General features: G+C 38.9%; 18 protein-coding genes. 13 read left to right on the top strand and 5 right to left on the bottom strand.

The window, feature by feature from the left end; translation table 11 throughout:
* Positions 1-188: 188 nt before the first annotated feature.
* From AC0L3W_RS04740 to AC0L3W_RS04730, 3 genes are all read right to left on the bottom strand, one after another.
* On the bottom strand, positions 189-7,487 hold the full coding sequence (locus AC0L3W_RS04740; RefSeq protein ID WP_409439551.1) for an amino acid adenylation domain-containing protein: 7,299 nt from the start codon (positions 7,485-7,487) through the stop codon (positions 189-191).
* Positions 7,488-7,598: 111 nt separating this feature from the next.
* Positions 7,599-7,781 carry an MbtH family protein gene (locus AC0L3W_RS04735; protein WP_290038289.1) on the bottom strand — a complete coding sequence of 61 codons (183 nt, stop codon included), beginning with the start codon at positions 7,779-7,781 and terminating at the stop codon, positions 7,599-7,601.
* Positions 7,782-8,011: 230 nt separating this feature from the next.
* Entirely contained in the window at positions 8,012-9,262 is a 1,251-nt protein-coding gene (locus AC0L3W_RS04730) for an MFS transporter (protein ID WP_409439552.1), read from the bottom strand.
* A 307-nt stretch (positions 9,263-9,569) separates the two neighbouring features.
* Here AC0L3W_RS04730 and AC0L3W_RS04725 point away from each other — a divergent pair, with 307 nt between their 5' ends.
* The 9 genes from AC0L3W_RS04725 to AC0L3W_RS04685 all read left to right on the top strand — a co-directional run bounded on the left by AC0L3W_RS04725 (position 9,570) and on the right by AC0L3W_RS04685 (position 18,798).
* A complete protein-coding gene (locus AC0L3W_RS04725) occupies positions 9,570-10,772 on the top strand; it encodes an isochorismate synthase (RefSeq protein ID WP_290038293.1) in 1,203 nt (400 codons plus the stop codon).
* On the top strand, positions 10,772-12,445 hold the full coding sequence (locus AC0L3W_RS04720; protein ID WP_409439553.1) for a (2,3-dihydroxybenzoyl)adenylate synthase: 1,674 nt from the start codon (positions 10,772-10,774) through the stop codon (positions 12,443-12,445). The genes AC0L3W_RS04725 and AC0L3W_RS04720 overlap by 1 nt, the downstream gene beginning before the upstream one ends.
* A 10-nt stretch (positions 12,446-12,455) precedes the next feature.
* On the top strand, positions 12,456-13,346 hold the full coding sequence (locus AC0L3W_RS04715) for an isochorismatase (protein ID WP_290038296.1): 891 nt from the start codon (positions 12,456-12,458) through the stop codon (positions 13,344-13,346).
* The gene (dhbA, locus tag AC0L3W_RS04710; RefSeq protein WP_290038298.1) at positions 13,347-14,117 is read left to right on the top strand and encodes a 2,3-dihydro-2,3-dihydroxybenzoate dehydrogenase; all 771 of its coding nucleotides are present in this window, start codon (positions 13,347-13,349) and stop codon (positions 14,115-14,117) included. It begins immediately after the preceding gene.
* An 8-nt stretch (positions 14,118-14,125) separates the two neighbouring features.
* Positions 14,126-14,857, top strand: a complete 732-nt coding sequence (locus AC0L3W_RS04705) for a 4'-phosphopantetheinyl transferase family protein (RefSeq protein WP_409439554.1) — start codon at positions 14,126-14,128, stop codon at positions 14,855-14,857.
* Between the two features lie 87 nt (positions 14,858-14,944).
* A complete protein-coding gene (gene fepB, locus AC0L3W_RS04700) occupies positions 14,945-15,958 on the top strand; it encodes a Fe2+-enterobactin ABC transporter substrate-binding protein (RefSeq protein ID WP_409439555.1) in 1,014 nt (337 codons plus the stop codon).
* A complete protein-coding gene (locus AC0L3W_RS04695) occupies positions 15,951-16,967 on the top strand; it encodes a Fe(3+)-siderophore ABC transporter permease (RefSeq protein WP_409439556.1) in 1,017 nt (338 codons plus the stop codon). Before fepB ends, AC0L3W_RS04695 begins: the two co-directional genes overlap by 8 nt.
* On the top strand, positions 16,964-17,950 hold the full coding sequence (locus AC0L3W_RS04690; RefSeq protein WP_409439557.1) for a FecCD family ABC transporter permease: 987 nt from the start codon (positions 16,964-16,966) through the stop codon (positions 17,948-17,950). Before AC0L3W_RS04695 ends, AC0L3W_RS04690 begins: the two co-directional genes overlap by 4 nt.
* Positions 17,950-18,798 (top strand): ABC transporter ATP-binding protein, encoded by an 849-nt coding sequence (locus tag AC0L3W_RS04685; RefSeq protein ID WP_409439558.1) that lies wholly within the window; start codon positions 17,950-17,952, stop codon positions 18,796-18,798. Before AC0L3W_RS04690 ends, AC0L3W_RS04685 begins: the two co-directional genes overlap by 1 nt.
* Positions 18,799-18,814: 16 nt before the next feature.
* Here AC0L3W_RS04685 and fes read toward each other — a convergent pair whose 3' ends face one another.
* Both fes and AC0L3W_RS04675 read right to left on the bottom strand, forming a co-directional pair.
* Positions 18,815-20,131, bottom strand: a complete 1,317-nt coding sequence (gene fes / locus AC0L3W_RS04680) for an enterochelin esterase (RefSeq protein ID WP_409439559.1) — start codon at positions 20,129-20,131, stop codon at positions 18,815-18,817.
* A gap of 66 nt (positions 20,132-20,197) precedes the next feature.
* A complete protein-coding gene (locus AC0L3W_RS04675) occupies positions 20,198-21,226 on the bottom strand; it encodes a helix-turn-helix domain-containing protein (protein WP_409439560.1) in 1,029 nt (342 codons plus the stop codon).
* A 139-nt stretch (positions 21,227-21,365) separates the two neighbouring features.
* Between AC0L3W_RS04675 and AC0L3W_RS04670 the strand changes: the two genes are divergently transcribed.
* The 4 genes from AC0L3W_RS04670 to sufC all read left to right on the top strand — a co-directional run bounded on the left by AC0L3W_RS04670 (position 21,366) and on the right by sufC (position 26,624).
* The gene (locus tag AC0L3W_RS04670; RefSeq protein WP_409439561.1) at positions 21,366-23,393 is read left to right on the top strand and encodes a TonB-dependent receptor; all 2,028 of its coding nucleotides are present in this window, start codon (positions 21,366-21,368) and stop codon (positions 23,391-23,393) included.
* A gap of 455 nt (positions 23,394-23,848) precedes the next feature.
* The gene (gene iscR / locus AC0L3W_RS04665; protein ID WP_290038311.1) at positions 23,849-24,325 is read left to right on the top strand and encodes a Fe-S cluster assembly transcriptional regulator IscR; all 477 of its coding nucleotides are present in this window, start codon (positions 23,849-23,851) and stop codon (positions 24,323-24,325) included.
* A gap of 59 nt (positions 24,326-24,384) precedes the next feature.
* Positions 24,385-25,827 (top strand): Fe-S cluster assembly protein SufB, encoded by a 1,443-nt coding sequence (sufB, locus tag AC0L3W_RS04660; RefSeq protein WP_409439562.1) that lies wholly within the window; start codon positions 24,385-24,387, stop codon positions 25,825-25,827.
* An 11-nt stretch (positions 25,828-25,838) separates the two neighbouring features.
* Entirely contained in the window at positions 25,839-26,624 is a 786-nt protein-coding gene (gene sufC, locus AC0L3W_RS04655) for a Fe-S cluster assembly ATPase SufC (protein ID WP_409439563.1), read from the top strand.
* The last annotated feature ends 2 nt before the right edge of the window (positions 26,625-26,626 follow it).

The raw sequence follows: 26,626 nt of genomic DNA, 5'->3' as shown, positions 1-26,626 counted from the left end.
TAAATATATTTCAAAGTGATCTTAATTAAATATGGATGCTTTATAATTAATAATTATAAGCAAAAAGAAGATTATTTATGCTTTGATAGAGGAAATTTAACTCAGATTACAAATCAGTAGAAGAAGTAAAGTGAATCGAACAACCTCATTACATACAAATTTCGTAGGTAATGAGGTTTTATTTGTTACTAATTTAAACTTGATTTTACTAATCTAGATAGCCTAGTTCCAATGCTCAGTAACGCTTCGCTTGATAAAATATCATCATGCGAAAATGGCAGCCTATATTTTGTCAAGTCATTAACAAAAGGTGCCCAGGACTTAACTTCATCCCAACCTTCAGGTAAGGTTTTTTCAGCGACAAATAGATGTACTTTTCCTGAGTAACTTTGCGTAGTTGCTTTGGACAATAAGCGCACCGTATCATCATAGTTAGCCACAATATCATTAAACATTTTGTCTTGTTCTGCGAGTCCTGCTTTGTCTGAAATATCATTTTCGGCAGCAGCAAAGAATTGACGTTTTTCACGTTCCACTTCCTCACTTGCTTCTGCTTCAGTAGGACGTTTCCATTCTTGTCCTTCCGGTGGATAGGTATCTAATAATCCAACAAAAGAGACCTGCTCACCCAACCTCTCAAGTTTAGCCGCTAAGGCAATCGCGACAGTTCCACCAAACGAATACCCTAAGAAATGATAAGGTCCTTGTGGCTGTACACCCTTCAATGCCCTAAAATAATGCTCAACGGCAGCTTCCATATCCTCACTGACAGCAACAGCACCATTAGGTCGAGGTGACTGTAAACCAACTATTGGGTAATTCCCTTCAAGATATTTTGGAAGTCCAGTGTACTGCCATGAAAAGCCTGAGCCCGGATTGATACAGATAAGCGGTGTACCTTGCCCTTGTCGAATAGGTAAGATATGTCCAAAACCTGCTTTTTCAGGATCATTACGTAATGTTTCATCAACTAACACTGAAGCCAACTCTTCAATAGTAGGTGAAACCATTATCTGTCCAACTGACACAGGCAATCCTAAACTCGCTCTTAATTCAACGGCTAACTTCATGGCCATTAACGAATGACCACCTAAATTAAAGAAGCTATCTTGTGCTGAAATATCATTTACATTTAATAACTTCTTAAAGGCTTGAGCAATAGTTTGTTCAACACCTGCTGTTGGTTTCCTGCCTGTGCTAGATTGACTTTGTTCTGGGTCAGGTAATGCCTTTTTATTTAACTTACCATTTGCACTCAGTGGAAACTCGTTTACTTCAATTAAAGCAATGGGAATCATGTGCGTAGGTAAGCTCTCAGAGAGTCTACTTAACATTTGCGAAGCGTTTAAATGCAGCCCTTGGTTCACCTGATTGTTAGCAATATAATAGGCCACCAGCTGACGATTATCTTGAAGTGGTTGTGTTGGTATTGAGCGTTGTAAAGCTCGTGCATCAACCGTCACTTTTTTAATCTCATCAAAACTTAGTAACGCTTGCTCTATCTCTCCTATCTCTACACGTAAGCCACGAATTTTTAATTGGTCATCAGTGCGCCCCAAATAAATCACATTGCCATCATTTGACCATTTAGCAATATCGCCGGTGCGATACATGCGTTGACCGTCCGCTTGAGGATCTGCAACAAACCTATCTGCAGTAATATCGGGCCTATTTAAATATCCATTGGCGAGTTGTTGTCCTGTTAAGTACAGTTCTCCAATACAATCAACACCAACAGGGCGAAGTTGATGATCTAAAATTCGTAGCCGAGTATTCCAAACAGGCAAACCAATTGGCACTTCAGTTAGTTGATTTTTAGTTGCTTCATTAGCCGGAAAATAAGTAACATCAACAGCAGCTTCGGTTGGCCCATAAAGATTATGTAATGGCTTATCACTGATTGCTTCAAACTGTTCAACCAAACCAATTGGTAGCGCTTCACCACTACAAAATACTCGCTTTAATCTACTGTTTAATGCAGATAGTTGGTTAGTTCCTGATGCATGCTCAACAAAGGTCGCTAACATCGAAGGAACAAAATGCAAGGTTGTAATGTTTTCTGAAATAATAGTATCTAATATGGCTTGAGGGTCTCGGTGTGCCTCAGGCTCAGCCATAAATAAGCATGCGCCCTCAATTAATGGCCAGAAAAACTCCCACACTGATACATCAAAACTTGAAGGTGTTTTTTGTAAAATAACATCCTCGCCAGTGAGTTGATACGCAGCTTGCATCCATAACAGTCGATTAACAATAGCTTGATGCGAGACCACCACACCTTTTGGTTTACCCGTAGAGCCAGACGTATAAATAACATAAGCAGGATCGTCAGCTTTAATTGTTTTTACAGCATGCTCAGAAAATGAATTATCCGTTTTTTGCTGTATTAATAAGCGATCGATTAAAATAATGTTAAGTGATAGACCACTAAAAGCAGGCTTAGCAAACCTTGGCAGTTGCTCTTTGGTTGTGACTAAAGTGGTGACTTTTGCATCTGATAACATAAAAGCTAATCGTTCATCAGGATAACTGCTGTCAAGGGGTAGGTATGCAGCCCCTATCTCAATAACTGCTTGCAGAGCAATACTTAATTCACAACTCCTAGGGACTGCAATGGCAATGAAGTCTGTATCGGAATCATCGCTATTATTTTCCTGTAACAAGCCTGTTGCTACGTTTTCTACTTGATGACGCATTTGTTGGTAGGTAAATGATTGTTGCGCATCTTTTAATGCGATTTTAGTCGGCGTTAGATGTGCTTGCTGCTGTAGTAAATTACGCAAAGAATGTTCTTTTACAACAACATCAGTCTGGTTCGCTTTGCATATCACTTCCTGATCTTGCTCAGTTTGAAATATTAATTCGGGTACTGAAATTTCTGAGTTATTAACTAGTTGCGTTAATATTTGGATAAAGCGTTGTACTAACTGTTCAGGTGCTTTAACCACATCTCTGTATTCAAACAAAATACGTATATTATCACCAGGTAGTACTAATATAGTCAGTGGATAATGTGTATATCCTCTATTTTCAACTTGTTTAACTTCTAGTCCACGGTATGACTGGCTTAGGAAGTCCTGATCAGCTGGATAGTTCTCCACCACCAATAAAGTATCAAATAGATTATCGAGATTAGCAATCCGCTGGATTTCACCTAATCCTAAGTTATCATGAGACATTAAAGTGATTTGCTGTTTCTGTAACGCCAATAACTGAGTTAACACCGTTTGGTAGCTATTAAAGTCAATAGCGACTGGTAAGGTATTACTGAATAAACCAATTTGCTGATCAATACCAACTACATCACTGAATCGACCAGAAACTGGGCTACCGAATACCACTTTATCTCGTCCACACATAGCACCTAGCTGTAGGCCCCAAACGCCTTGTATTAAGGTATTTAGCGTCACTCCATGGTGTTGACAATATTGGTGTATTTGGGCACTTAACCGTGTATCTAAACTGGTTTTTAATTCTTGTACATCTGAAGTCGATTGTGCATAAAGCAGTGTCGGTGTTACGTCATTTAATGCTGTTCTCCAAGCTTGTTTTGCCGTTTCAGTTGAACTACTCGCCATCTCTATTACGACATCTTGATAACGCGCATTTAAAGTATCCACCTGCGCAGAGTCATCAACATAGCTACCAACATAATGCACAAATAGGTCCCTCAATAAAATTGGGGTAGACCAACCATCAATAATGAGATGATGTGCCGTAATTAACAGTTCATATTGTTTATCGGCAAGTTTAATTAGATTAAAAAACAGTAATGATGGCAATATTTCACCTTGGCCATTATTGTTATCAAGTTCAAACACTCTGTAGGCTTCATCCATTTCTAAAGAATATAAAGCGCTTTGTTTATCTGATTCATTTAAAGTGCTGAAATCCAATGTATGCAGAGGTGCGTATTGTTTTGCACCAGATAATGAAATTTCCGGGATAATTTGCAAGGCTTTGCCTGTTAATTGCACATCGAATTGTGCCGCTAATTGAGGGTGTTGTACGATCAATTTAGCGATCGCCTGTTGCAACTGTTCAGTATCAACTTCTCCAGCGATACTTAGTTTGGTGGTAAAACTATATTGACTATCTTCTCCTGCTATTTGCGCATGAAATAATAATCCGGCTTGCAAAGGCAGAGTAGGTAGAATATCCGCTTGTTCACCATAATGCTGACGTAGTAATTGATACTCTTGTTGATTAAATAGAGTATTTAACACTTTAGTTCTAGCGCGACTTTTATCTAGCTGATCATCAACTATTTGCTGTGTGGTTTTCGAGGTGGCTTGAATTTCTTTCATCGCGCCCAGCATTTTTTCTGCTGTTCTCGCTTGAAAAATGGTCTGTGGTCTTAACTCATAACCTTGTTTATGTAATGCAATACTTAACCGCATAGCACTGATACTGTCTCCAGCCATTTTGAAAAAGTCATCATCTAACGCCACGCTATCAATATCCAATACAGAAGCCATTTGCTGACATAACAACACTTCTTTCACCGTCTTAGGTATTAAGGCCCCCTGACTTAACATAATCGGTTTAGGTAATGCTTTTTTATTAATTTTACCACTCACGGTTAATGGCATTTCATTTAAAATCGAGACTACAGAAGGCACCATATAACTTGGTAATACCGCATTCAGTTGTTTTAAAATACGAGCAACAACTTCTGACTCATCGCCTAGTTGATGGTTATTCAAAGTACAGTAGGCCAATAAACGTTGACTATTATCATTTTGTTCAACAATAACAGCTACTTCTTTGGTTACCGTTAAACATGACAGCGCAGCTTCTACATCTCCTAACTCAATACGATAGCCACGAATTTTTACCTGATTATCACAGCGCCCAACAAATATTAATTGTCCCTGTGCTGACCAACGTACAATATCCCCCGTCATGTACATGACATCCCCATCCATAAATGGATTCGCTACAAATCGACTGGCTGTAATATCAGGTCTATTCAAATACCCAGAAGACATATTATCACCAGCGAGATACAACTCACCATTAACGCCAATGGGAACAGGTTTTAGCTGTTCATCGAGTATATACACTGAAGTATTGGCAAAGGGTTTACCAATTTCAACATCAGGCGTTTTATCAGTTATCTGCTCACTGGTTGCATAAACGGTAAATTCCGTTGGCCCATAGATGTTATGTGAAGCAATAGTACTATTACGTAAGGTTTGCCAAAGCGAAGGTGGTACTGGCTCACCACAAATATCCATTAATTGAGGTTGATGTCTGCCCTCTTCACATAAACCGGCTTGCACTAGTTGTGTCGCCAAAGAAGGTGCAACGGCTAAAGTATCTATTTTATCTGATTCAATCGAGGCTAATAACGAGAAAACATCTTGTTTTACATTATCAGAATAAAGGTGAAGTTTATGGCCTAAAGCCATTAAAATAATAGGATCCCAAGAGGTATCAAAGGACAAGGATCCAGTTAATGCAACATTTAATTGTTGCTTATTACAGTCAACACTTGGATAAACTTTCGCCTGTAAAGCACTAATTAGGTTGATTAATGCACCATGCGAGACCATCACCCCTTTCGGTCTTCCAGTAGAACCAGAAGTATAAAACACATAGGCAAGCTGCTGTTTTCTAACATCCGTTTTATCTACCGATAAAGGCGTATCATAACAAGCTTCAAGTACGGTTAACGTTGGCTTATCATCTAAACAAAGGGTTAATACTGTGTCAGGTAACAGGTGTTTATTGTCGATGGTGCTTAATGCAAGGCTGGGGATTTTATCTTCACACATCATGGCTAAACGATCTGCTGGATGTCCTAGATCTAGCGGCAGGTACACCGCACCTATATTCATGATGGCAAAAATAGAAATAATAGAATCAATACTGCGTGGCACAGCAACCGCAACCAAATCACCTGCTTTCACATCGTGAGAGAGTAACAAGCGGCTTAATTGATTAACACGTTTGTATAAATCTTCAAAACTTAATGAATCCCCTTCATGAACCAGCGCGGTTTTATGCCCTGCTGTATTAGCTTGTTTTACCAACAACGAAACGATAGTTTCACCATAAGGGCTTGTATCAACTTTGGGGCCATTTGACCACTCAACTAATTGTAGCTTCTCTTCAGAAGTGACCATTGAATAACTATCTAAAGCAGGATGTAAATTAAACGCTACATTATGTGCATACTGGGCTAATAAATTTAATAAACGATGGCCATGTAACTGTAATTCAGCTTGGTTGTAGCGTGTTGCATTGGCAGATAATTCTATTGATAATTTACCTTGAAGTAGATAAATACCAAACTCGATATCTTCAATCGGCCCGGTAGCCATTTGATGAGTTTTACCTTTTACACCTGCTAAATCTAGCTGGTAATCAAATAATTTACAGTTTAACGTTGCACTATAAAGTCTTTCTTTGTTGCCAGCCGCCCCTAAGTCTCGTTGTATTTGCTCTGCTTCGTATTGCTGATGGCGTCTAATTTTTTTAATTTGTTGCATCAAAGCTTTAATGCAATCTTCAAAGGTAAATTCAGGTTTTAATGTCATGATTAACGGGAGTACATTCACTGAAGTACCCAATGTTGTTAAAGCCTGAGAGCCCATCCGTCTCATTAATGGGTAACCTACGCATTGAGTCTGTTGGCCTGTGAGATTAGCCAAATAAATAAACACAGCAGTGCTAGCAATATCTGATAAAGAATAATCAACATGACGCCTTAGTGATTCGGCAATCTCATCCGACAGTACAAACTGCTCTCTGATCACATCTATATTAAGTCCATCAGTACTCGCTGACTGACGATAAGACAATGAGCTAGGCGCAATATCCTGCTCACAATAATCTTGCCAAAACTGTTTATCTCTATTTTTTTTATCACTTTTATCATAAGCAATATATTCTTTAACAACTGCGTCATAGGGGGTAAATGGTGAATCTCCTACCTCTTCTCCAGACAGCAGAGCTGAATAAATATTACTGATGCGTTGTGTCAATGCAGTAAAACTAAATCCATCTAACATTAAATGATGGTATCGCTGATACCAAAGCCATTTCGGTTTACCTTTTTCAGTCGGTAACTTAAACACAATATGTCGAAAGCGATTATCTTCTGCATTCGCTCTTGGAGCCTGTGCAATATCATCTCGCATGATGCTAATAGCATCATCAACTGCACAATTATTGGCATTTGTTAAGTCAACAAAATCAGCAACAAGCCGCGCTTTACCGTCAGCTGATTGTAGTATTTGCACACTCTCATCCGCATGCTCTTGATATAGAGTATGTACTGTATCCGCTTCTATCAGCCCAAGTTTGATAGCTTCATTAAGTCGCTCAACATTGATATCTCCTAATAACTCAACATATTGAGCAACAGCAAAAGTATTATCCTTAGCGGCTAATTGATCTGCTACCCAAATTCCTAATTGAGGGCCTACAATTGGCAAGGAATGAGCAATAGAAATTTCAGTTGAAGTAGTATTTGGCAAAATGACATCCTTTTATTTAGTGATGTTAAAAATGATGATAAGCAAGGCATACTCGTTTATCAGGTCTATTTTTCATAATGATTGTTTAACGCTATTTTCAAAAACGACCTATTAAGACGACGCCGATAATAGAAATGCCATACACTTCTCTCGCTGCTCAGGCCCAAACAATACGTGCCAGCCCTTTGGCACATCAGTGAAGGTTGGCCATAAACTCTGTTGTTGTTTATCATTAATTAATACAAAGAATTGATGGTCAGTATTATCAAATGGATTGATATATTCATTTTGCATTTTTTATCCTTAAAACCTTAACAGGCTGAGTTGTTAAACCATTAACTTCAATCATTAATGGTTATGGTTAAATGTCACAAACACCAAAAAACTTAATGATTATCACTATCAACTGATATTTAAATACAATTATCCCTATATCGGCATAAGCATTTATCAATATTAGTGAGGTATTAGATCGACATTGTGTTGATTGATAAGAGAAAAAATTTTCCTCTTATCATATATAATTAATTTTTAGCTAGCGGTGTGGCTTGATGATGAGAATCGGTTACTAGAGAGTCATGATTTACCCATCGCCACAAAATAATTGGCGCAGCAATAGTTAATAGAATACTAATCATAGCAACCCAATCCATACCGACAATTTTATTATCTACAGTAGTAGTCAATAACGCTGCAGATAAAAACCCTGCAGCCCCAGAAGCAACATTGCTAACACTATTATTAATGGACATAAAAGCGGCACGTTGTGGTGGTGCAGGTAGATGGCTGATGATACTTGTTGTGGCACTCATTCTCACCGTACTAACCGTCATCATTAATGCAAAAAGGACAAACAATTCATTCACTTGTGGTGTTGCGATAAAAATAAGGTACAGAGATAACGCAACCATTAATGCACTAACGATATGTAACTGGTGACGAATGCCTTTATCAAATAGTTTGCCAGTGAACTGCAAAATAATAAAACTAGCAATACCACCTCCAAAATATAATGCAGACATATCCTCTCGAGGAAATGCAAGATTAAACTGAAAATAAGCAGAGAAATTACTGATGATCAAGAAGTGAGCAAGTATCTGAATTGCAACAACTAACAGCGCTATTTTAACTTTTAATTGTGACAATAATAGCGAAACAGCTTTCTGTTTTGCAGCATTCCCTGATTGAATATGCGCAGTCATTGAAGGAAAAACTATTACACACAACAAAGCCAGTAATATACCTAACCCACCAAATATCCAAAAGTTAATTTGCCATGAAAAATACAAAGAAACTAGCAAGGATAATGGCACCATTAAGATCGCAGCGATAGAAAAAGCACTACCGATAAAGGCCATCACTCGTCCGCGGTTTGGCGGTGGTGTCACATCAATCACAGCAGCCATTAGTACCGATGAAGCAGGTCCAGTAAAACTACCCGATAAAGTAAACAAAATAATCAATGCTAAGGGAGAGGAGGCAAATCCACAGGCGATTAAACACAGGCCTCTTAATAATAAAAATAGTACCAATATTGATTTTCGATCATATTTATCAAGCTGATCAGCCAATAACCAAGTTAATAACGCAGATCCAAACATCGCTCCACCGATTAAGTAACCAATATGCGCAGGATTCAGATCAATACTCTTCACTAAATCAGGCCCTAAAGGCACCACCATCATAAAACCGCCAAGCGATATTATATTTATCAAAAAAGCTAACCTTACGACCCAATTACTGGTTGGCTTTGCTGCACTATTTTCTAAAGTCATAGACTCATCCTGAGATAAAAAATCAAATAAATATGCGAAATATATTTTTAACCATTCGCAAAAAAGAAGTGGATTGTACACACAAAACAATTTCGATCGCAAATGATAATAATTATTAATTCGATTGATCTATTGTTAAAAATAATGCTAGCATTTTAATGCACTCATCATTTTTAAAATTAAAGTAAATATTGAAACTTAGTAATACAGTAAATAACTAAGTTCAATTTTATTTATATTAATTAATAACTTATGAGCTTTCATTGATTTTAAAAAATAAGCATTCAGTTTAAAGGGGAACCTACTAATGAATACTGAAAACCTTGATCAAAAAAATGTTACGCAGCAAAGCAACCAGTCTGAAGTACAGTTCATTTTCACTTCTCAACATAAAATATTAACTGCTACAGGTATCAAAAAAACACTTTCAAATGAAGGATTAAACACTTCTGAATTCATAACATCTGTTAAAAGTCATTTAAAAGAATTAAAAAAAATGGGTCATGACAACCCTATCGCTATCGGTTCAATCCCATTTGATATTACTCAGAAAACAGAATTTTTTATCCCAAATAACAGTGTATATTCTGACAATTTTGACTCGAGTTCAGAGAACTCAGAAAGTAATGCAACAAAACTAATTTCATTATCGCAAGTAACCGGAGAACAACATTTTAAAGGTGCCGTGAATAAAGCCCTATCTCTATCTGAAAATACACAATTGGATAAAGTAGTTTTATCTAGAGCCATTGATGTACAAACTTCAGAAACTTTAAATGCGCAAAGCATGGCGCGAGTTTTATATCAGCAAAACCCTTCTGCCTATGTTTTTTCAATTCCACAATCTAATGGCAGTATCTTAGTCGGTGCGAGTCCAGAACTATTAGTTAAAAAACAAGGTAATCAAGTCAGTAGCAACCCATTAGCAGGTTCCAGAAAACGCACAGCCATAACAAAACAAAATGAGCAGCTTTCTGAAGAACTATGGTCATGTACAAAAGATCGTTTTGAGCATAAATTAGTCGCTGAGGCGGTATATCAAAACCTTAAACCATTTTGCGATCAACTAAATAACCCCAAAGCCCCTTCAATCATCGAAACATCGGCAATGATTCACTTGTCGACGAAAATTGATGGCACCCTAACATCAGAAAATACTTCAGCGCTTGATCTTGCCTATGCACTTCATCCTACGCCTGCTATTTGCGGGACACCTGCTCATCTAGCTAAAGCCACTATCCAACACTTAGAAGGCTATGAACGAGCACAATTTTGTGGTGCTGTTGGCTGGATGGATGCCGATGGAAATGGAGAGTGGGTAGTGACTATTCGTTGTGGTGTGATTCAACAAAACTCAATTCGGCTTTACGCTGGAGCAGGTATAGTACAAGGCTCAGACCCCGCTGCTGAATTTAATGAAACAGAAGCAAAATTAAATACCATGCTGACCGCCCTTGGTTTTAATGCAGCTAATGAACCTCAACAATCTACACAGGCGATGGCACTCTAATGACAATTCAATTTACTCCATGGCCTGAAAAATTTGCCAATGACTATGTTAAGAAAGGTTATTGGAATCACCAACCATTAACCCATATCATCGAGGGACAGCTGACAGATAATGGGCATAAAACAGCGATTATTTGTAACAATAGATCCTTCACTTACCACCAAGTTGAAGCATTAAGTAATCAACTCGCAGCAGAAATAGCCTTAAAAGGTATCCCAGCAGGATCAACGGCATTGGTTCAATTGCCAAACAGTGCTGAATTTTATATTGTGTATTTCGCGCTATTAAAATGCGGCATCGCAGCAGTTAATGCATTGTTCAATCATAGCTCCCATGAATTAATGGCATTTGCTCAACAACTTAATCCAGCTTTATATATCTTATCAACAGAGCATCCTTTATTAGAGAGTCAAGATCAACAAACCACATTACTCGCTAAATTAGCGCAATACGGAACAGAAAACTGTGAAGCTTTATTAGTTTCACCCGTAATAGCGGCGAGTTCAAATAACAGTGTAACTGCTGATATGCGCTGGCTTGATGAACAACCTGCATTATTATTGAACGGTAAACACGCAGATAAAATTAATCAGCATACTGCAGCCGATCAAGTGGCTTTCTTTCAATTGTCAGGCGGGAGTACCGGCACCCCGAAATTGATCCCTCGCACACACAATGATTATTATTACAGCATCAGACAAAGTGCAGTAGTCTGCCAACTTTCATCTGATTGTATCTATTTATGCGCACTACCTGCACCACATAACTTTACACTCAGTTCACCAGGAGCGCTGGGGGTATTTTTTGCTGGCGGTACGGTTGTCACGGCACCAGATCCAAGTCCAACGACTTGTTTTGCTTTAATAAAACAGCATCAAGTAAACATGACTTCATTGGTACCACCAGCGTTACATCTTTGGATAAATGCAGTGACCGATACTCACAGCAGCCAAGCACTGGCTTCCCTAAATTTGATTCAAGTTGGTGGTTCAAAACTAAGCGTCACCATTGCAGAAAAAGTCAGTGTTGTTTTGGGATGTAAATTACAACAAGTGTTTGGCATGGCTGAAGGATTAGTCAATTACACCCTCTTTACTGACAACCAATGGCATATCACTCATACACAAGGTAAACCTATGTCCCCTTGTGACGAAATTAAAATACTTGATGAATCAGGAAACCCAGTCAAACAAGGTGAAGTCGGCGCGTTATGGACACGTGGCCCTTATACCTTCAGAGGTTATTACAACGCCCCTATCGCGAATAGCCGAGCTTTTGATGAGCACGGTTTTTATTGCAGCGGAGACTTAGTTCAACAAACTGAAACCGGCTATTTAATTGTAATGGGTCGTAATAAAGATCAAATAAACCGTGGTGGCGAAAAAATTGATGCGCAAGAAGTAGAGGAACTGATGTTACAGCTTCCAGCTATTTCAGATGTTGCATTAGTCGCCATGGAAGATCCCGTATTAGGTGAACGCAGTTGCGCTTACATCATTAACAAATCAACAATAAAAGCCAGAGATGTTCGCCGCTTCTTAAGAGAGCAAGGTGTTGCATCTTACAAAATTCCAGATCGTATTACCTTTGTTGATAATTTACCCAAAACCGCCGTAGGTAAAATCGACAAACGAGCTTTACGCGAACTAACTTCTCTACAACTTACTGAATAACAGGATAATTATGTCTATTAAATCACTTGCCGCTTATACATTACCAACGTCAGAAGAGATCCCAAGCAATAAAGTATCTTGGCCTTTTGAACCACACAAATCAGCCTTGTTAATTCATGATATGCAACAATATTTTGTTGAGTTTTATGGCCAAGACAATGCCTTAATCGACCAAGTCGTAAAGCATATTGCCGAGCTGAAGCAATACTGTAAGGCTAACAATATCCCAGTATATTACACCGCACAACCACAACAACAACCAGAGGGGGATCGTGCTTTACTCAATGATATGTGGGGAAAAGGTTTACCAGAGCATCCAGAAAAACAACCTATTATTGATGCTTTATATCCAGACCAAGACGATATTGTATTAACCAAGTGGCGTTACAGTGCATTTTATCGTTCTCCGCTCAAAGAGATGATGGATAACTCATCGCGCGATCAACTGCTTATCTGTGGTATTTATGGTCATATCGGGGTAATGCAAACAGGTGTTGATGCCTTTATGAATGATATAAAACCATTTTTAGTCGCTGATGGTATTGCTGATTTCAGTCGAGAAGACCACTTATTAGCGCTCAACTATATTGCTAGAAATGCCGGAAGAGTGGTCAGTAAAGATCACCTTATCAATACCCCTGTGAATACAGAACCTAATATTGCATTCACTAAATCAAGTTTGCGCGCTCAGATAGCGCCCTTTATTGAAGATGCTGATGAGCTACAAGATGACGATAATCTGATGGATTTTGGATTAGATTCTGTTGCAGTAATGACGTTAATTTCTAAATGGCAGCAACAAGGTATCAATGCCAACTTTGTAGACCTAGCTAAAACACCTAGTGTTGATGGTTTCTGGCAAGTTATATCCCAATCATCAGGTCAAGAAGGACAAGCTTAAATGGCAGAACAATTGGCTAATTCTCAACAATGGCACAATAAAAAAGTATGGGTGACAGGTGCGAATCAAGGTATTGGTGCTGCAACAGCTGAAATGTTTCTGGAATTGGGTGCTGATGTAGTTGCTTTTGATCAACATTTCGATCAAACACACAATAAAATAACGCAAATCACCCTAGATATTAGTAATGAGCAAGCAGTCAAAGAAGCTTGCCAATCGCTATTAACACCAGAAAATAAAATTGATGCATTAGTGAATGTTGCTGGTATCTTACAAATGGGACAAATAACTGAGTTAAGCAGTAAACAATGGCAACGTACTTTTGATGTTAACGTCTCTGGTGCATTTTATATAATGCAACAAGTGATTCCAGTGATGAAGGCTGCTAATGCCGGCGCAATTGTCAGTGTCTCGTCAAATGCAAATCACATGCCTCGTATGGCAATGGCCGCTTACAGCGCCTCTAAGTCAGCATTAACCAATTTAACTATGGTGGCGGGTATTGAACTTGCTGAATATGGAATTCGATGTAACGTTGTATCTCCAGGCTCGACACAAACCCCGATGCAATGGTCATTATGGCAAGATAAAACCGGTGAAGCGAATACCATTAATGGATTTCCTGAACAGTTTAAACCAGGTATTCCACTCGGTAAGTTAGCGACGCCAGACGATATTGCCGAGACAATTGTATTTCTATGCTCCTCACAAGCCAACCATATAACATTACAAGATATTGTTATTGATGGCGGTGCAACCTTAGGAAAATAAGGTTTTCAGTGTTAAATATAAAATGTCCCAATAACATTTTGATAGATAACCCAACTTGTATCGATACAGACTCTGTATCGATACAAGATGTTGGCCATATCGTCATCGCAAGTTGTACTTTTTCATCAAACCGATTTAATAATGACCAATTCAACACCCTAGAGATTCCGCTACCCTGCTCATTAGACAATGCCGTCGCTAAGCGTAAAAGCGAATTTTTGGCAGGTCGTTACTTAGCTAAAATAGCCATGAAACATCTAGGAGTTAAAGGCTTAAATATTCCTATTGATGAGCACAAAGCACCTGCATGGCCCGCGGGTTTACTGGGTTCTATCTCTCACTCAAAAAATACCGCGCTATGTGTTATCACTAAATCACAAAACCATAATTTTATTGGTATAGATATTGAACATTGGTTATCTACAAGCGATGCTAATAGCTTAGTGAATAACATTGTTGTTGATCAGAGCGAATACCAAATCATGCTCCCTCATATTAGCTTTGAACAGGCAATTACCTTGATTTTTTCAGCAAAAGAGAGTTTATATAAAGCGATATTTAAAGCGTTTAGTCACTATGTTGATTTCGATGTTGCTATGGTGACAGAGTTAGATTTCACAACAAAACAACTGACCTTAACGTTATGCCAAAACCTATCGGAAGCGATGCATATAGGTCGTCAATTTATCTGCCAGTTTAAACTGTCCGAACAATTAGTTACCACCTTAATAAGTGATTAGGTAAATTCATTAATATTAATGATTCTCATTAGTATAAAAGAGAAGAATTAATCTATATAATCATTTTATTTTTTCAAGGTGTTACACATGATTCGATTGCTTGTCCGCCCTTTTTTAATAGTGTTTACAGGACTTGTATTAGCAAGTTGCGGTGATCCACAGGAAACCAGTTCAACATTAGCAATCGATCAAATAGAAAAAGATCCTTCTGGGTGGCCAAGAAGTATCATGACATCACAGGGGCTAATCACGCTGGATAAACCACCGCAACGTATTGTCTCTACCAGTGTCACCCTATCAGGTACTTTGCTCGCAATAGATGCGCCTTTAGTTGCTTCTGGAGCAACTATGCCTAACACCAACGTCGCTTCAGAAAAAGGATTTATGCGTCAATGGGACACGATTGCTGAGCAACGTGGTTTAAAAGCTTTATATCAAAGTGAGCCCAATGCCGAAGCCATCATTAAAGCGCAACCCGATGTTATTATAATTTCTGCTACTGGTGCTGATTCTGCGATGCGTTTATATGATCAACTTAAAGATATCGCGCCAACGTTAGTCATTCGTTACGACGATAAAAGCTGGCTCCAACTAGCACAAACCTTCGGAAACCTCTTTGGATTAGAAACTCAGGCCGAGTCAGTGATCAATTCATTTCAACAACAAGTAGAACAAACGAAACAAAATATTACACTGCCTGAACAACCCACTACTGCCATGGTGTATACCCTAGATGATAGTGGCGCGAGTATTTGGACAAGCCAATCAGCGCAAGGCCGTTTACTTGAAACCTTAGGATTTACCCTTGCCACTGTCCCTGAATCAATCAAAGGAGACATTAGTATGGGTGTTCGCAATGATATTATTATTGCCAAAGGAGAGCGATTCCCAGATGCCGTAACAGGAAAATCCATTCTGTTATTTGCAGCTGAAAAAGCAATAGAACAACAAGTATTAGACAATCCTTTTCTACAATCTAATCAAGCAGTTGAAAATAAACAGGTATACGCAGTAGGTAGCGATACTTTTAGACTGGACTATTACAGTGCAAGCAATTTATTAAGTCGCCTACAATCGCTATTTGGTAGCAACAATGACTAATTGCCAAATCAAAAAAAGTACGGCAAGTCGTTACCAATTGTTAATCTTTTGCATCATGCTATTAGGCCTGATCATGATTGCTAGCCTGTGTATTGGCGCTAAGCCCATATCCGTTAGTGAAATTTATCATGTACTATTTTCCAATCAATCAGGATTAACCAGCACGATTATCTTTGAAGGCCGTTTACCCAGAACCTTAAACGGATTATTTGTAGGAATGGCCTTGGGTACTTCAGGCGCATTGATACAAGCAATTACACGAAACCCATTGGCTGACCCTGGCATTCTCGGCATTAACCTAGGCGCGAGTTTAGCAGTCGCTATCGCCGTCGTCTTTTTAGGGGCGACACAATTTAGCGAGTTTTTCATTTATGCTGCACTGGGGTCGTTAATAGCGAGTTTATTAATATTTGCTATTGGAAGCCTCAGCGCCGGTAAAGTTGACCCACTAAAATTAACCTTAGCGGGTATCGCCTTAGGCGCGGTATTTGCCGGACTTAGCTCTGCTTTAACCTTATTTAATCCACTAGCTTTCGATCAAATACGATTTTGGAGTGTAGGAAGTCTAGATATCCGCACCCTATCTGTGCCTTTATATATTGCTCCGGTTGTTATCGTCGGATGTTTATTAGCCTTAACTATTACACCTGCATTAAACGCATTTGGTTTAGGTGACGCTTTAGCTGCTACTCTTGGAAGCAACCCTATTCGAGTACAAATTGTTGGATTAATTACCATTACTTTATTATGCGGTGCAGCCACCGCTGCAGCTGGCCCAATAGGATTTGTGAGTTTAATGATGCCTCATATTGCGCGTTGGATGGTTGGCCCAGATCAACGCTGGATTATCCCATTTAGCTTTATCCTAACGCCTTGTTTATTACTTATTGCAGATATTATCGGTCGTTTACTGGTAGTTGGTGAGCTTAGAGTATCTATTGTCACCGCTTTTATCGGTGCACCTATTCTTATTTATTTAGTTCGTCGAAAAGGAGCGAGTAGTTTATGACCTCCAATGTAGGCAACTTTTTAACTAAGATTTTAGGACTCGTTGTTGTGCTAATCTTAGTCTATTTTACGCTGTTTATCGGTGATGATATCGCTCATAACCTGCAAGGTATTTGGCAGTTAATCAGCGGTGAAGCAGATAAATATCAATCGATTGTGGTGTGGCAATGGCGCGCTTCAAGATTATTCTCAGCGATGATCATTGGTTCAGCACTTGGCATTAGTGGTGGCGTATTCCAATCATTAGTTAGAAATCCACTCGGTAGTCCAGATATTACAGGCTTTAATGTGGGGGCCTTTACAGGTGTGCTTATCTCTATCGCCCTATTCGGAAACCTTTACTGGTATAGTGTGATTGGTGCAATAATTGGTGGCTTAGGTGCCGCGATTTTAGTATATCTATTTGCGTATCGAGATGGGCATTCAGGTTTTAGACTGATTATCGTAGGTATTGCCATCAGTGCAACCTTGACCGCTTTTAATCAATGGCTATCGCTAACCGTGTCATTAGAAACAGCAATGACAGCAGCACTTTGGAGTGCGGGATCACTTAATGGCATGACTTGGTTACGCATCATGCCGGCAACCCTATTAATTGTCGCTTTAGTGGGCTTAGCCTTATTACTTAAAACCCGAATGAAATTGTTAGAGATGGGCGATGATACGGCCGCTGCACTGGGTATTTCAGTGAATAAAAGTCGATTAATCATTATGTTAATCGGTGTCTCTTTAACAGCAGTTGCCACAGCGATTACAGGCCCAATCTCTTTTATTTCACTCGCAGCTCCACAAATAGCACGTCGATTACATCCTCAACGACATATCACCCTAGTTGGCTCTGCTTTAGTCGGTGCTTTATTACTCATGAGTGCAGACTTTATGGCTCAACATGGTTTGCAAAACGCGACACTGCCTGTCGGCCTTGTCACCATCAGTTTAGGTGGCCTATACCTGGTTTATTTGATTATTCGAGAAGGTAAATAATGACACAACAATCCTCTCAGCTAAGCGCTGTAAACACAGCAGAGACACATACTGCACAAGCTGCGCTATCTACAAAATCAGTCACGCTAGCCTATGAAGATAATGTGATCGCCAAAGACCTCACCGTTGATATTCCACAGGGTAAATTTACCGTTATTGTTGGCCCCAACGGATGTGGTAAATCGACTCTATTACGATCATTAAGTCGTTTATTAGTGCCGCAATCTGGTGAAATTTTATTGAATGGGGAGAACATTCACCACCAATCAACGAAAGAAGTGGCTAAAAAGTTAGGCTTATTACCTCAATCAGCCATTGCCCCCGATGGAATTAAAGTTATTGACTTAGTCTCCCGTGGTCGATTCCCTCATCAAAAGTGGTTTCAACCATGGTCTGAAGCAGATCAACAAGCCGTTGAACTAGCAATGCAAGCAACCGGAGTCATCGATTTTGCAGAATTCAATGTAGATCAATTGTCCGGTGGCCAACGACAACGGGTATGGGTAGCAATGGCATTGGCACAAGAAACATCACTATTGCTGTTGGACGAGCCCACCACCTATTTAGATATTGCTCACCAAATCGAGTTAATGGATCTATTTCAAGATCTTAATCAGATTCAAGGACATACTCTAGTCGCAGTCTTACACGACCTTAATCATGCTTGTCGCTATGCTGATCATTTAATCATGATAAAAGCTGGTGAAATCATTGCGACAGGTTCGCCTAATGAAATAGTCACAGAAGCACTAATTGAACAAGTCTTTGGGTTATCCTGTTTAATCTTATCTGACCCTATTTCTAATACGCCGTTAATTATTCCTCGAGGGAGGAAAACGGCGAATTAACCTTCAATCAAGTAAATTAAGTTTGTGCGGGTAACAAGGTTATTAAACCATTCATCAAAGATGATCGCCATGATAACCAATCATGGCCCCCCTCCACTTTTTGATACATTATATTCGCGCCCTTTTCCTCAAACACGGCATAATGCATATCGTTATAAACGCATAATTGCTTTTCAGCATTGCCTACCGTTTGGTAAATATCTAAACCAGAGACAGTTATCTCATTATTTGATACCCGGTCAGCTAAACTGTTTTTAGGTAATCTTGTATCCCATTTTTCATTGTTTAATTTAAATGCATCGGGATCTTGCATCCTCTCAATTTCTGGCCACCAAAACGAGCCTGATAATGAAATAACTTTGCTAAAATAGTCCGGAAAATAGGCACCTGCGAACACAGCAGATAACCCACCTAAACTCTGCCCGGCCACAAGATATTCAGTGATTGATTGTTCAGATTCTAATAACTGCTTTTCAACTTGAGGTAACAAATGTTCAGTGACCGACTGCCAAAAAGGTTGATAACAACTTAACTCCCTCCAGCGTGTTTTATTGTTCAGCGATGGGATTAATAAATAATGAGCAGCCCTGAGTTTATTAATATTAGTTAAATATTGCAGCACAGATAAGGTGCCAGTATCCGCTCCCCATTTCTCTCCATCCAACAAGATAACCAAAGGAGCACTGCTCGTTGCTGTTGAGAAAATGGTGCATTGTCGTTTATTCTTGAGCTTTGCAGCAGACCATGTAACGGTAATATTTTCAGCAATAGGTAAGTTGTTAAGTTTACCTTGATCCCATTCATGCCAGCCTAATTCTGATGGTGCATTCGGTAAATGTAATGGCGAACTCAATCCCCAACCGGAGGCAATTGGCGGACCTGAATTTAATGGGTCCACCCGCTGCTGTTTAACTACCTCTAACCACCAGCGACGTTGTGCTTCTCGGCTGCCATCACTCTGTTGTTGAACAAGCTGAGGAGATTGATTATCGTGAATTGGAATAAAAGAATAGCTACCGCGCCATTGATCATTAATAGTCAAACAAGCAAACCAGAGATTAGTCTCCGGGTGTCTTTGTAAGCAGCTAGGTTGCCAGGTATTATGATTAGTTAGCCCATTAACATTTAAGATAACTGAAGTTGTAGATGATAAATGCTGATCGCCTTCAGGATCTTGCCACATAAACAGCACCTTACAAAAACCATCTTGTTGTACTTTGATAAAAGGAGCTTCACTTTTAGCAAGATTTTTCCACCACCGTGAAGAGCCGATGGCATTACTTGAGAGATTAAAATATGTTAATAAACTGTCTAATAATAATACGTTGTTCATTAATAACCTTTTTTGATTTTTAACAGAAATGTTAATTAAGAGTATGAAAGCTGGCTATTGAGATAACTAAACCTGATCTGTTTTAAGCATGAGATCCTGCGGCGGTATGCCAAATACCTTTTTAAATGCGCTGGTAAAATTAGATGGATGACGATACCCAGCGTTGTAAGCAGCTTCAGAAATCGTCATTAAACCTGACTCCAACTGCTGTTTGGCAATATTTAAACGACGACGACGAATATAACTTAACACACTAATACCTAATGAATTTTTAAATTTATGTTGCAAACTAGAAATACTCATTGCTGAAAACTTAGCTAAGTGACTAACCGACATATCCTGATCTAAATTTGCTTCTATATATGACACTAATTTATCTAAGACAGGATCATAGCCCAATGATTCATTTGCAAAATTGTTACTCGCAAACTGTTTTATATCACTAGTGGCATCATTAAGTTGCATAAGCACTTGAATCAATAATTGTTGTGTTAAGGATTCAAGGTTCATCTGTTCAATGATCGACGTTGGCTCACTGGATTTTATTATGTTGCTTGTCAAAGAGACTATTTCTTCATCTACATTAAGTTCAAAATGCGCTAAGTGTTGGTTAACTAATTCGCTAAAGTTGTCATTTGATACAATACGTTGCGCGATCCATTCATGTGGCAAAATAAGATTGAGCTTAGTGACTTGATTATTTTTATAGAGAGTACGACGAAAGCTCACCGATCTCGTCAGACTAACAATCACAGCACGCGGCTGCTCTATCGCATCATATAAGAAGTTTAAATCATCATAACCAAAATCTAATTTCCCCTCTAACAAAATGGTAATGCAAAGTGACTTTTTGGCTGTAGCAAGAACTTGAAAATCCACTAATTCTTTGGTTTTTCCACCATGCAGAATAAAGCTATTGTCTGCTTGATATGAAATAAGGTCACCTTCTATTAGCGCTAAACTTTGCTTGTTACTGGCCGTATTACTCGCGTTAGAATGACTGTCTGAAAAGATAGTTTTTTGCTTTAAATCCCCAATGGTGCGGATAAAAGTGCCTTTAGGTAAAGCTTGTTTTAACTTTCCTTGAAACTTCATATTATTTTTTTCCATAACCAAATAGCCATTTTGCATAACCTATTATGCTGTGAACTTGAGAATATTTACCTTATCATTAATACGAATAAATATCATTACCAATAAATATTATAACAACACAATAATGGAATTAGGAAATATGAAGCATTGCAAAGTATATGCAGGCATTATGCTCGCGTTAAGCGGTCAAGTCATGGCAGAAGAACCTTCACACACAGAAGTTATGATTGTGACAGGTGAAAAAATGGATCGAGATATTAAAGATACCACGACAGCAGTAACAGTAATACACGGTGAAGATATCGACAAAACCGGTGCAAAAACAGTAAATGACGTCGTTATCAAAGCACCCAATGTCGTTACTTCTGGCTTTGGTAGTGTCAATATCCGTGGTGTTAACGGTAGTGGCGCAGCAACCGGATTCTATGCAATTCGAAGTGGTGCTCGTCAACGTGTCGATACTAATGTTGATGGCGTTTCTGATGCATTTACAGGCTATAACTTCAGTGGTTCTGGTGTATGGGATGTGCAGCAGGTAGAAGTTTTACGTGGCCCACAATCAACCACACAGGGTGAGAACTCTATCGGTGGCGCTGTAACCGTTAAAACTAACGATCCTACTTTTGCACCTGAATATGCAATTCGTGGTGGTGCAGAAATTTATGAAAATGGTAATGTAATGAAAAACGTTGCATTAATGGCGTCAGGCCCAATCAATGACGAGTTAGCTTACCGCTTTGCCTTTGATGGTACCGATGGTCAAAGTTATATTACTTATGATGGGGATAGTATCCCTGTTGATCCTGAAGACTCACAAAATTTAAACTTCCGCGGTAAATTATTGTGGGAGCCAGCATTCAATGAAGACCTTTCAATCAAACTAACAACCAACTACCGCAAAGCCGATGGTAATTATTTAAACTGGGCAAACTGGGATGGTGGAACAGGTTATGAAGACGAAACACTAACACTAGGTACTAATTACAACGAATACCTTGGTCGTGATTACAGTTACAATACGCGTATTCAAGACTCTGATGTATATAATGTTTCTTCTGAAATCAACTACAAAATTAACAGTCAAGTAAGCAGTAAAACCCTAATATCATACAACAGCCAAAGAAATATTTTTGATCAATACCCAACTGAACAAACTTATAACTTCAAAGACAAAACAGCTAAAATTGAAAGCCAATTAACCTTCACACCAACTGATTCAAAAATCGATGGTTTCGTCGGCATCATGGCGGCAGATCGCGAAAATACAGTTGCCAGTGAAAGTTATTCTACACAAGGTAAAACCGATGAAACACGTGTAGGTGTATTTGGTGAAATGAACTATTACATTGATGAGCAATTCACTGTTACTGCTGGCGCACGTGTTCAACGTGAAAAGCAGCATAGAGAATTCTCTGCCACGTATGTGACTAATGAAGTAGATAATGACATACAAGACACTTACCTTTTACCTAAATTAGCCTTTACCTACAGTCCAGTTGAAGACACGACCTTTGGTATTTCTGTCCGTCAAGGTTATAACTCAGGGGGGCTTGGTTACTATAACTACGGTGGCGCTTCTGAAGTTTATACTTATGAGAGTGAATCAGTAACAGCCTATGAGTTAAGTGCTAAAACAGCCTTTAATAACAGCACCACAATCAACACGGCAGTTTTCTACAATGACTACAGTGATTACCAAGGCATTTCAGACTACAAAATTACTAACGTAGATGAATCTCACACTATGGGTTTAGAAGTTGAATTAGCACATTGGTTAACGGATAGCTTAGAAGTTCGTCCAGCAATTGGTTTATTAAAAACCAAAGTTGATAACGACGATAGCTTTGGTGGCAATGAATTATCAAATGCACCAGACTTCAATGCGTCACTTGCATTAACGCAATATGTCGGTGAAAACCTAACATTAGGTGCAGATGTGACTTACGTAAGTGAATACTACTCTGACCTTGATAATACTGATGATTATAAAGCGGGTGAATATGCAATCGTAGGAGCCAATGTTGATTATACTATCGGCGATCTATTAATCAGTGGTTACATCACTAACTTAACCGATGAAGACGTAGTCTACTTAATTAACGGTGGTTACCGTGCTTCAGTTGGCCAAAGCCGTACTGTAGGTTTAAATTTAACTTACCGTATGTAAGTGACCTTCCCTATACAATATAATTAAATAACCAAAGGTGGGTCAGTAATGAGCCACCTTTATTCGTTTAGGCATCCAATAAACCAAACTTTCTTTATGACTCTAAGTTAATCACTCCCCTATACTCAACGACCACCTTGTAAGTTAACTTCACCATTTATAGCCAGTATTCTATTAATTCCCTTTATATAAACAGCATAATTAGCTAAAATCTGCGCGCGAACAATATGGACAGACTTGAAATAAAATAACTGATAATGCAGCAGCAATATTCAACCTTTGAATGGGGTTAAAAGGCATTAATGACTATCATTCAACAGCTTAGACAGTATTTAAGAGGTCAACTCCCTTAATTTCCAGATATCCGACTAAAATAGTCAAGTAAATACTTGATTAAAACAGTAGGTTTTATGTATCATTACTACTCAAGAATAATTGACTGAATTGGATAGCTTATGCGTTTAACAACAAAAGGCCGTTATGCGGTGACTGCAATGCTTGATCTTGCATTACACCCAGAACAAGGTCCTGTGTCATTATCAGATATTTCAGAACGACAAGGTATCTCATTATCTTATCTTGAGCAGTTATTTTCTAAACTTCGCCGAGTCTCTTTAGTAAAAAGTGTTAGAGGTCCTGGTGGAGGCTATCAATTGGGTCGTTCAATTGACGATATTTTTGTAGCACAAATTATGGATGCAGTTAATGAAGTCATTGATGCAACCGGATGTAAAAAAAGCGCAGATTGTAAAAATGGCGTCACTTGCTTAACACACTATTTATGGTGTGACTTAAGTGACCAAATACACGGCTTTTTAAGTAAAATTAGCTTAGGTGATTTGATGCGCCAACATGATGCTCAAAACAACGTGGCTGAACAAAGAATTGATAGTCAATTATTTACTATTCAAACTAGCGAAATGATTGGTTAGTTGGCAAAAAAGATAAAACGATTATTACCATCCTCCCCCCGACAAAGAGTGAGTTTTATATGACAGTGCAAGTAGAAATAGATGAAGCACTAGGAAGAGAATATGAAGCTGGTTTTATTTCTGATATCGAGTCAGAAACCTTTGAACCAGGTTTAGATGAAAGTGTTATTACGCGAATTTCTAAAATGAAAAATGAACCAGAGTGGATGCTAGAATGGCGTCTAGGTGCATTTAGAGAATGGCTGAAGATGGAAGAGCCTGATTGGGCCTTAGTCGATTATCCTAAAATAGATTTTCAAGCTATCTCTTACTACTCTGCACCTAAAAGTATGAAAGATAAACCAAAGTCATTGGATGAGGTTGACCCTGAATTACTGCGTACTTATGAAAAACTAGGTATTCCTCTAATCGAGCAACAAATGCTCGCAGGTATCGCTGTTGATGCGGTTTTTGATTCAGTATCAGTTGTGACAACATTCAGAGAAAAACTACAGGAAGCAGGCGTTATTTTCTGCCCTATCTCTGAAGCGATTGTTGAATACCCTGAACTGGTTAAAAAATACCTTGGCAGTGTTGTTGGCCGTAAAGATAACTACTACTCAGCATTAAACTGCGCAGTATTTACTGATGGTTCATTTGTATACATTCCAAAAGGCACACGTTGCCCAATGGAGTTATCAACTTACTTCCGTATTAACGAACAAAATACAGGTCAGTTTGAGCGTACGCTTATCATTGCCGATGAAGGCAGTCACGTTAGCTACCTTGAAGGTTGTACTGCTCCACAGCGTGATGAAAATCAATTACACGCAGCGGTCGTTGAATTAATCGCGTTAGACAATGCAGAAATCAAATACTCAACAGTACAAAACTGGTACCCAGGCGATGAAAATGGCAAAGGTGGTATTTACAACTTCGTTACTAAACGTGGTATTTGCCATACCAAAGCTAAAATCTCTTGGACACAAGTTGAAACAGGGTCAGCGGTTACTTGGAAATACCCAAGCTGTATCCTAAAAGGCGATGACAGTGTTGGCGAATTCTACTCAGTTGCATTAACACGTGGTAGACAACAAGCAGATACAGGTACAAAAATGATCCACCTTGGTAAAAATACCAAGTCAACCATCATTACCAAAGGTATCTCAGCAGGTCGCAGTAATAACAGTTACCGTGGTCTAGTAAAAATGGCAGCGACTGCCGATGGCGCACGTAACTTTACCGAGTGTGATTCACTGTTAATCGGTGATAAATGTGGTGCACATACTTTCCCTTACATTGAAAGTCGTAACCCTTCTGCCATCGTTGAGCACGAAGCAACAACGTCAAAAGTAAGTGACGAGCAAATGTTCCTATGTCGCCAACGTGGTCTTGATCCTGAAAAAGCAGTATCGATGATCGTTAATGGTTTCTGTAAAGAAGTATTCAAAGAGCTGCCAATGGAATTTGCCGTTGAAGCAAGTAAATTATTAGAGATTAGCCTTGAAGGCTCTGTAGGTTAAGGATTATTAAGATGTCAGACAAAAAAAGTTTATTAACAATCAAAGACGTATACGCAAGCATTGAAGAAAAGCAAATCATCAAAGGTTTTAATCTAGATATTAAACCAGGTGAAGTACACGCGATCATGGGACCAAACGGTGCTGGTAAAAGTACTATGGGCTATGTTTTATCAGGCCGTGAAGGTTACGAAGTAAATAGCGGTACGATCACTTTCAATGGTAAAGACCTACTAGAGATGGAAATTGAAGAGCGTGCTGCGGCAGGCCTATTCTTAGCATTCCAATACCCTGTTGAAATCCCAGGTGTAAGCAACTTAGAATTTTTAAAAGCCTCTGTTGATGCAATTCGTGAAGCAAATGGTGAAGAGCCAATCACTTCATCTGAACTATTAAAGCAAGCAAAAGAAGCTTGTAAACAAGTTGACTTACCGCTTGCATTCTTAAAGCGTGGCGTTAACGAAGGTTTCTCTGGTGGTGAAAAGAAACGTAACGAATTAATGCAAATGTTACTGCTTAAACCAAAACTATGTATTTTAGATGAAACAGACTCTGGTCTAGATATCGATGCATTACAAATGGTAGCAGCTGGTGTTAACAGCCAACGTTCTCCTGAGCGTAGCTTCATTGTTGTAACGCATTACCAACGTCTACTTGATTACATCAAACCTGATTTTGTTCATGTATTAGCTGACGGTAAAATCGTGAAAAGTGGTGACGCTTCGCTAGCACTAGAATTAGAATCTCAAGGTTACGCTTGGTTAGAAACTCACAAAGACGAAGACAACATTGAGGGTTAATA

The sequence above is a fragment of the Psychromonas sp. KJ10-5 genome, assembly GCF_055808325.1.
This window is presented reverse-complemented; position numbering and strand designations above follow the sequence as displayed.

Bases quoted from the DNA above. Each gene is read 5' to 3' on its own strand.
- AC0L3W_RS04735 (WP_290038289.1), bottom strand. From the start codon at position 7,781: ATGCAAAATGAATATATCAATCCATTTGATAATACTGACCATCAATTC.
- AC0L3W_RS04730 (WP_409439552.1), bottom strand. From the start codon at position 9,262: ATGACTTTAGAAAATAGTGCAGCAAAGCCAACCAGTAATTGGGTCGTA.
- AC0L3W_RS04725 (WP_290038293.1), top strand. From the start codon at position 9,570: ATGAATACTGAAAACCTTGATCAAAAAAATGTTACGCAGCAAAGCAAC.
- AC0L3W_RS04720 (WP_409439553.1), top strand. From the start codon at position 10,772: ATGACAATTCAATTTACTCCATGGCCTGAAAAATTTGCCAATGACTAT.
- AC0L3W_RS04715 (WP_290038296.1), top strand. From the start codon at position 12,456: ATGTCTATTAAATCACTTGCCGCTTATACATTACCAACGTCAGAAGAG.
- dhbA (WP_290038298.1), top strand. From the start codon at position 13,347: ATGGCAGAACAATTGGCTAATTCTCAACAATGGCACAATAAAAAAGTA.
- fepB (WP_409439555.1), top strand. From the start codon at position 14,945: ATGATTCGATTGCTTGTCCGCCCTTTTTTAATAGTGTTTACAGGACTT.
- AC0L3W_RS04695 (WP_409439556.1), top strand. From the start codon at position 15,951: ATGACTAATTGCCAAATCAAAAAAAGTACGGCAAGTCGTTACCAATTG.
- AC0L3W_RS04690 (WP_409439557.1), top strand. From the start codon at position 16,964: ATGACCTCCAATGTAGGCAACTTTTTAACTAAGATTTTAGGACTCGTT.
- AC0L3W_RS04685 (WP_409439558.1), top strand. From the start codon at position 17,950: ATGACACAACAATCCTCTCAGCTAAGCGCTGTAAACACAGCAGAGACA.
- fes (WP_409439559.1), bottom strand. From the start codon at position 20,131: ATGAACAACGTATTATTATTAGACAGTTTATTAACATATTTTAATCTC.
- AC0L3W_RS04675 (WP_409439560.1), bottom strand. From the start codon at position 21,226: ATGAAGTTTCAAGGAAAGTTAAAACAAGCTTTACCTAAAGGCACTTTT.
- AC0L3W_RS04670 (WP_409439561.1), top strand. From the start codon at position 21,366: ATGAAGCATTGCAAAGTATATGCAGGCATTATGCTCGCGTTAAGCGGT.
- iscR (WP_290038311.1), top strand. From the start codon at position 23,849: ATGCGTTTAACAACAAAAGGCCGTTATGCGGTGACTGCAATGCTTGAT.
- sufB (WP_409439562.1), top strand. From the start codon at position 24,385: ATGACAGTGCAAGTAGAAATAGATGAAGCACTAGGAAGAGAATATGAA.
- sufC (WP_409439563.1), top strand. From the start codon at position 25,839: ATGTCAGACAAAAAAAGTTTATTAACAATCAAAGACGTATACGCAAGC.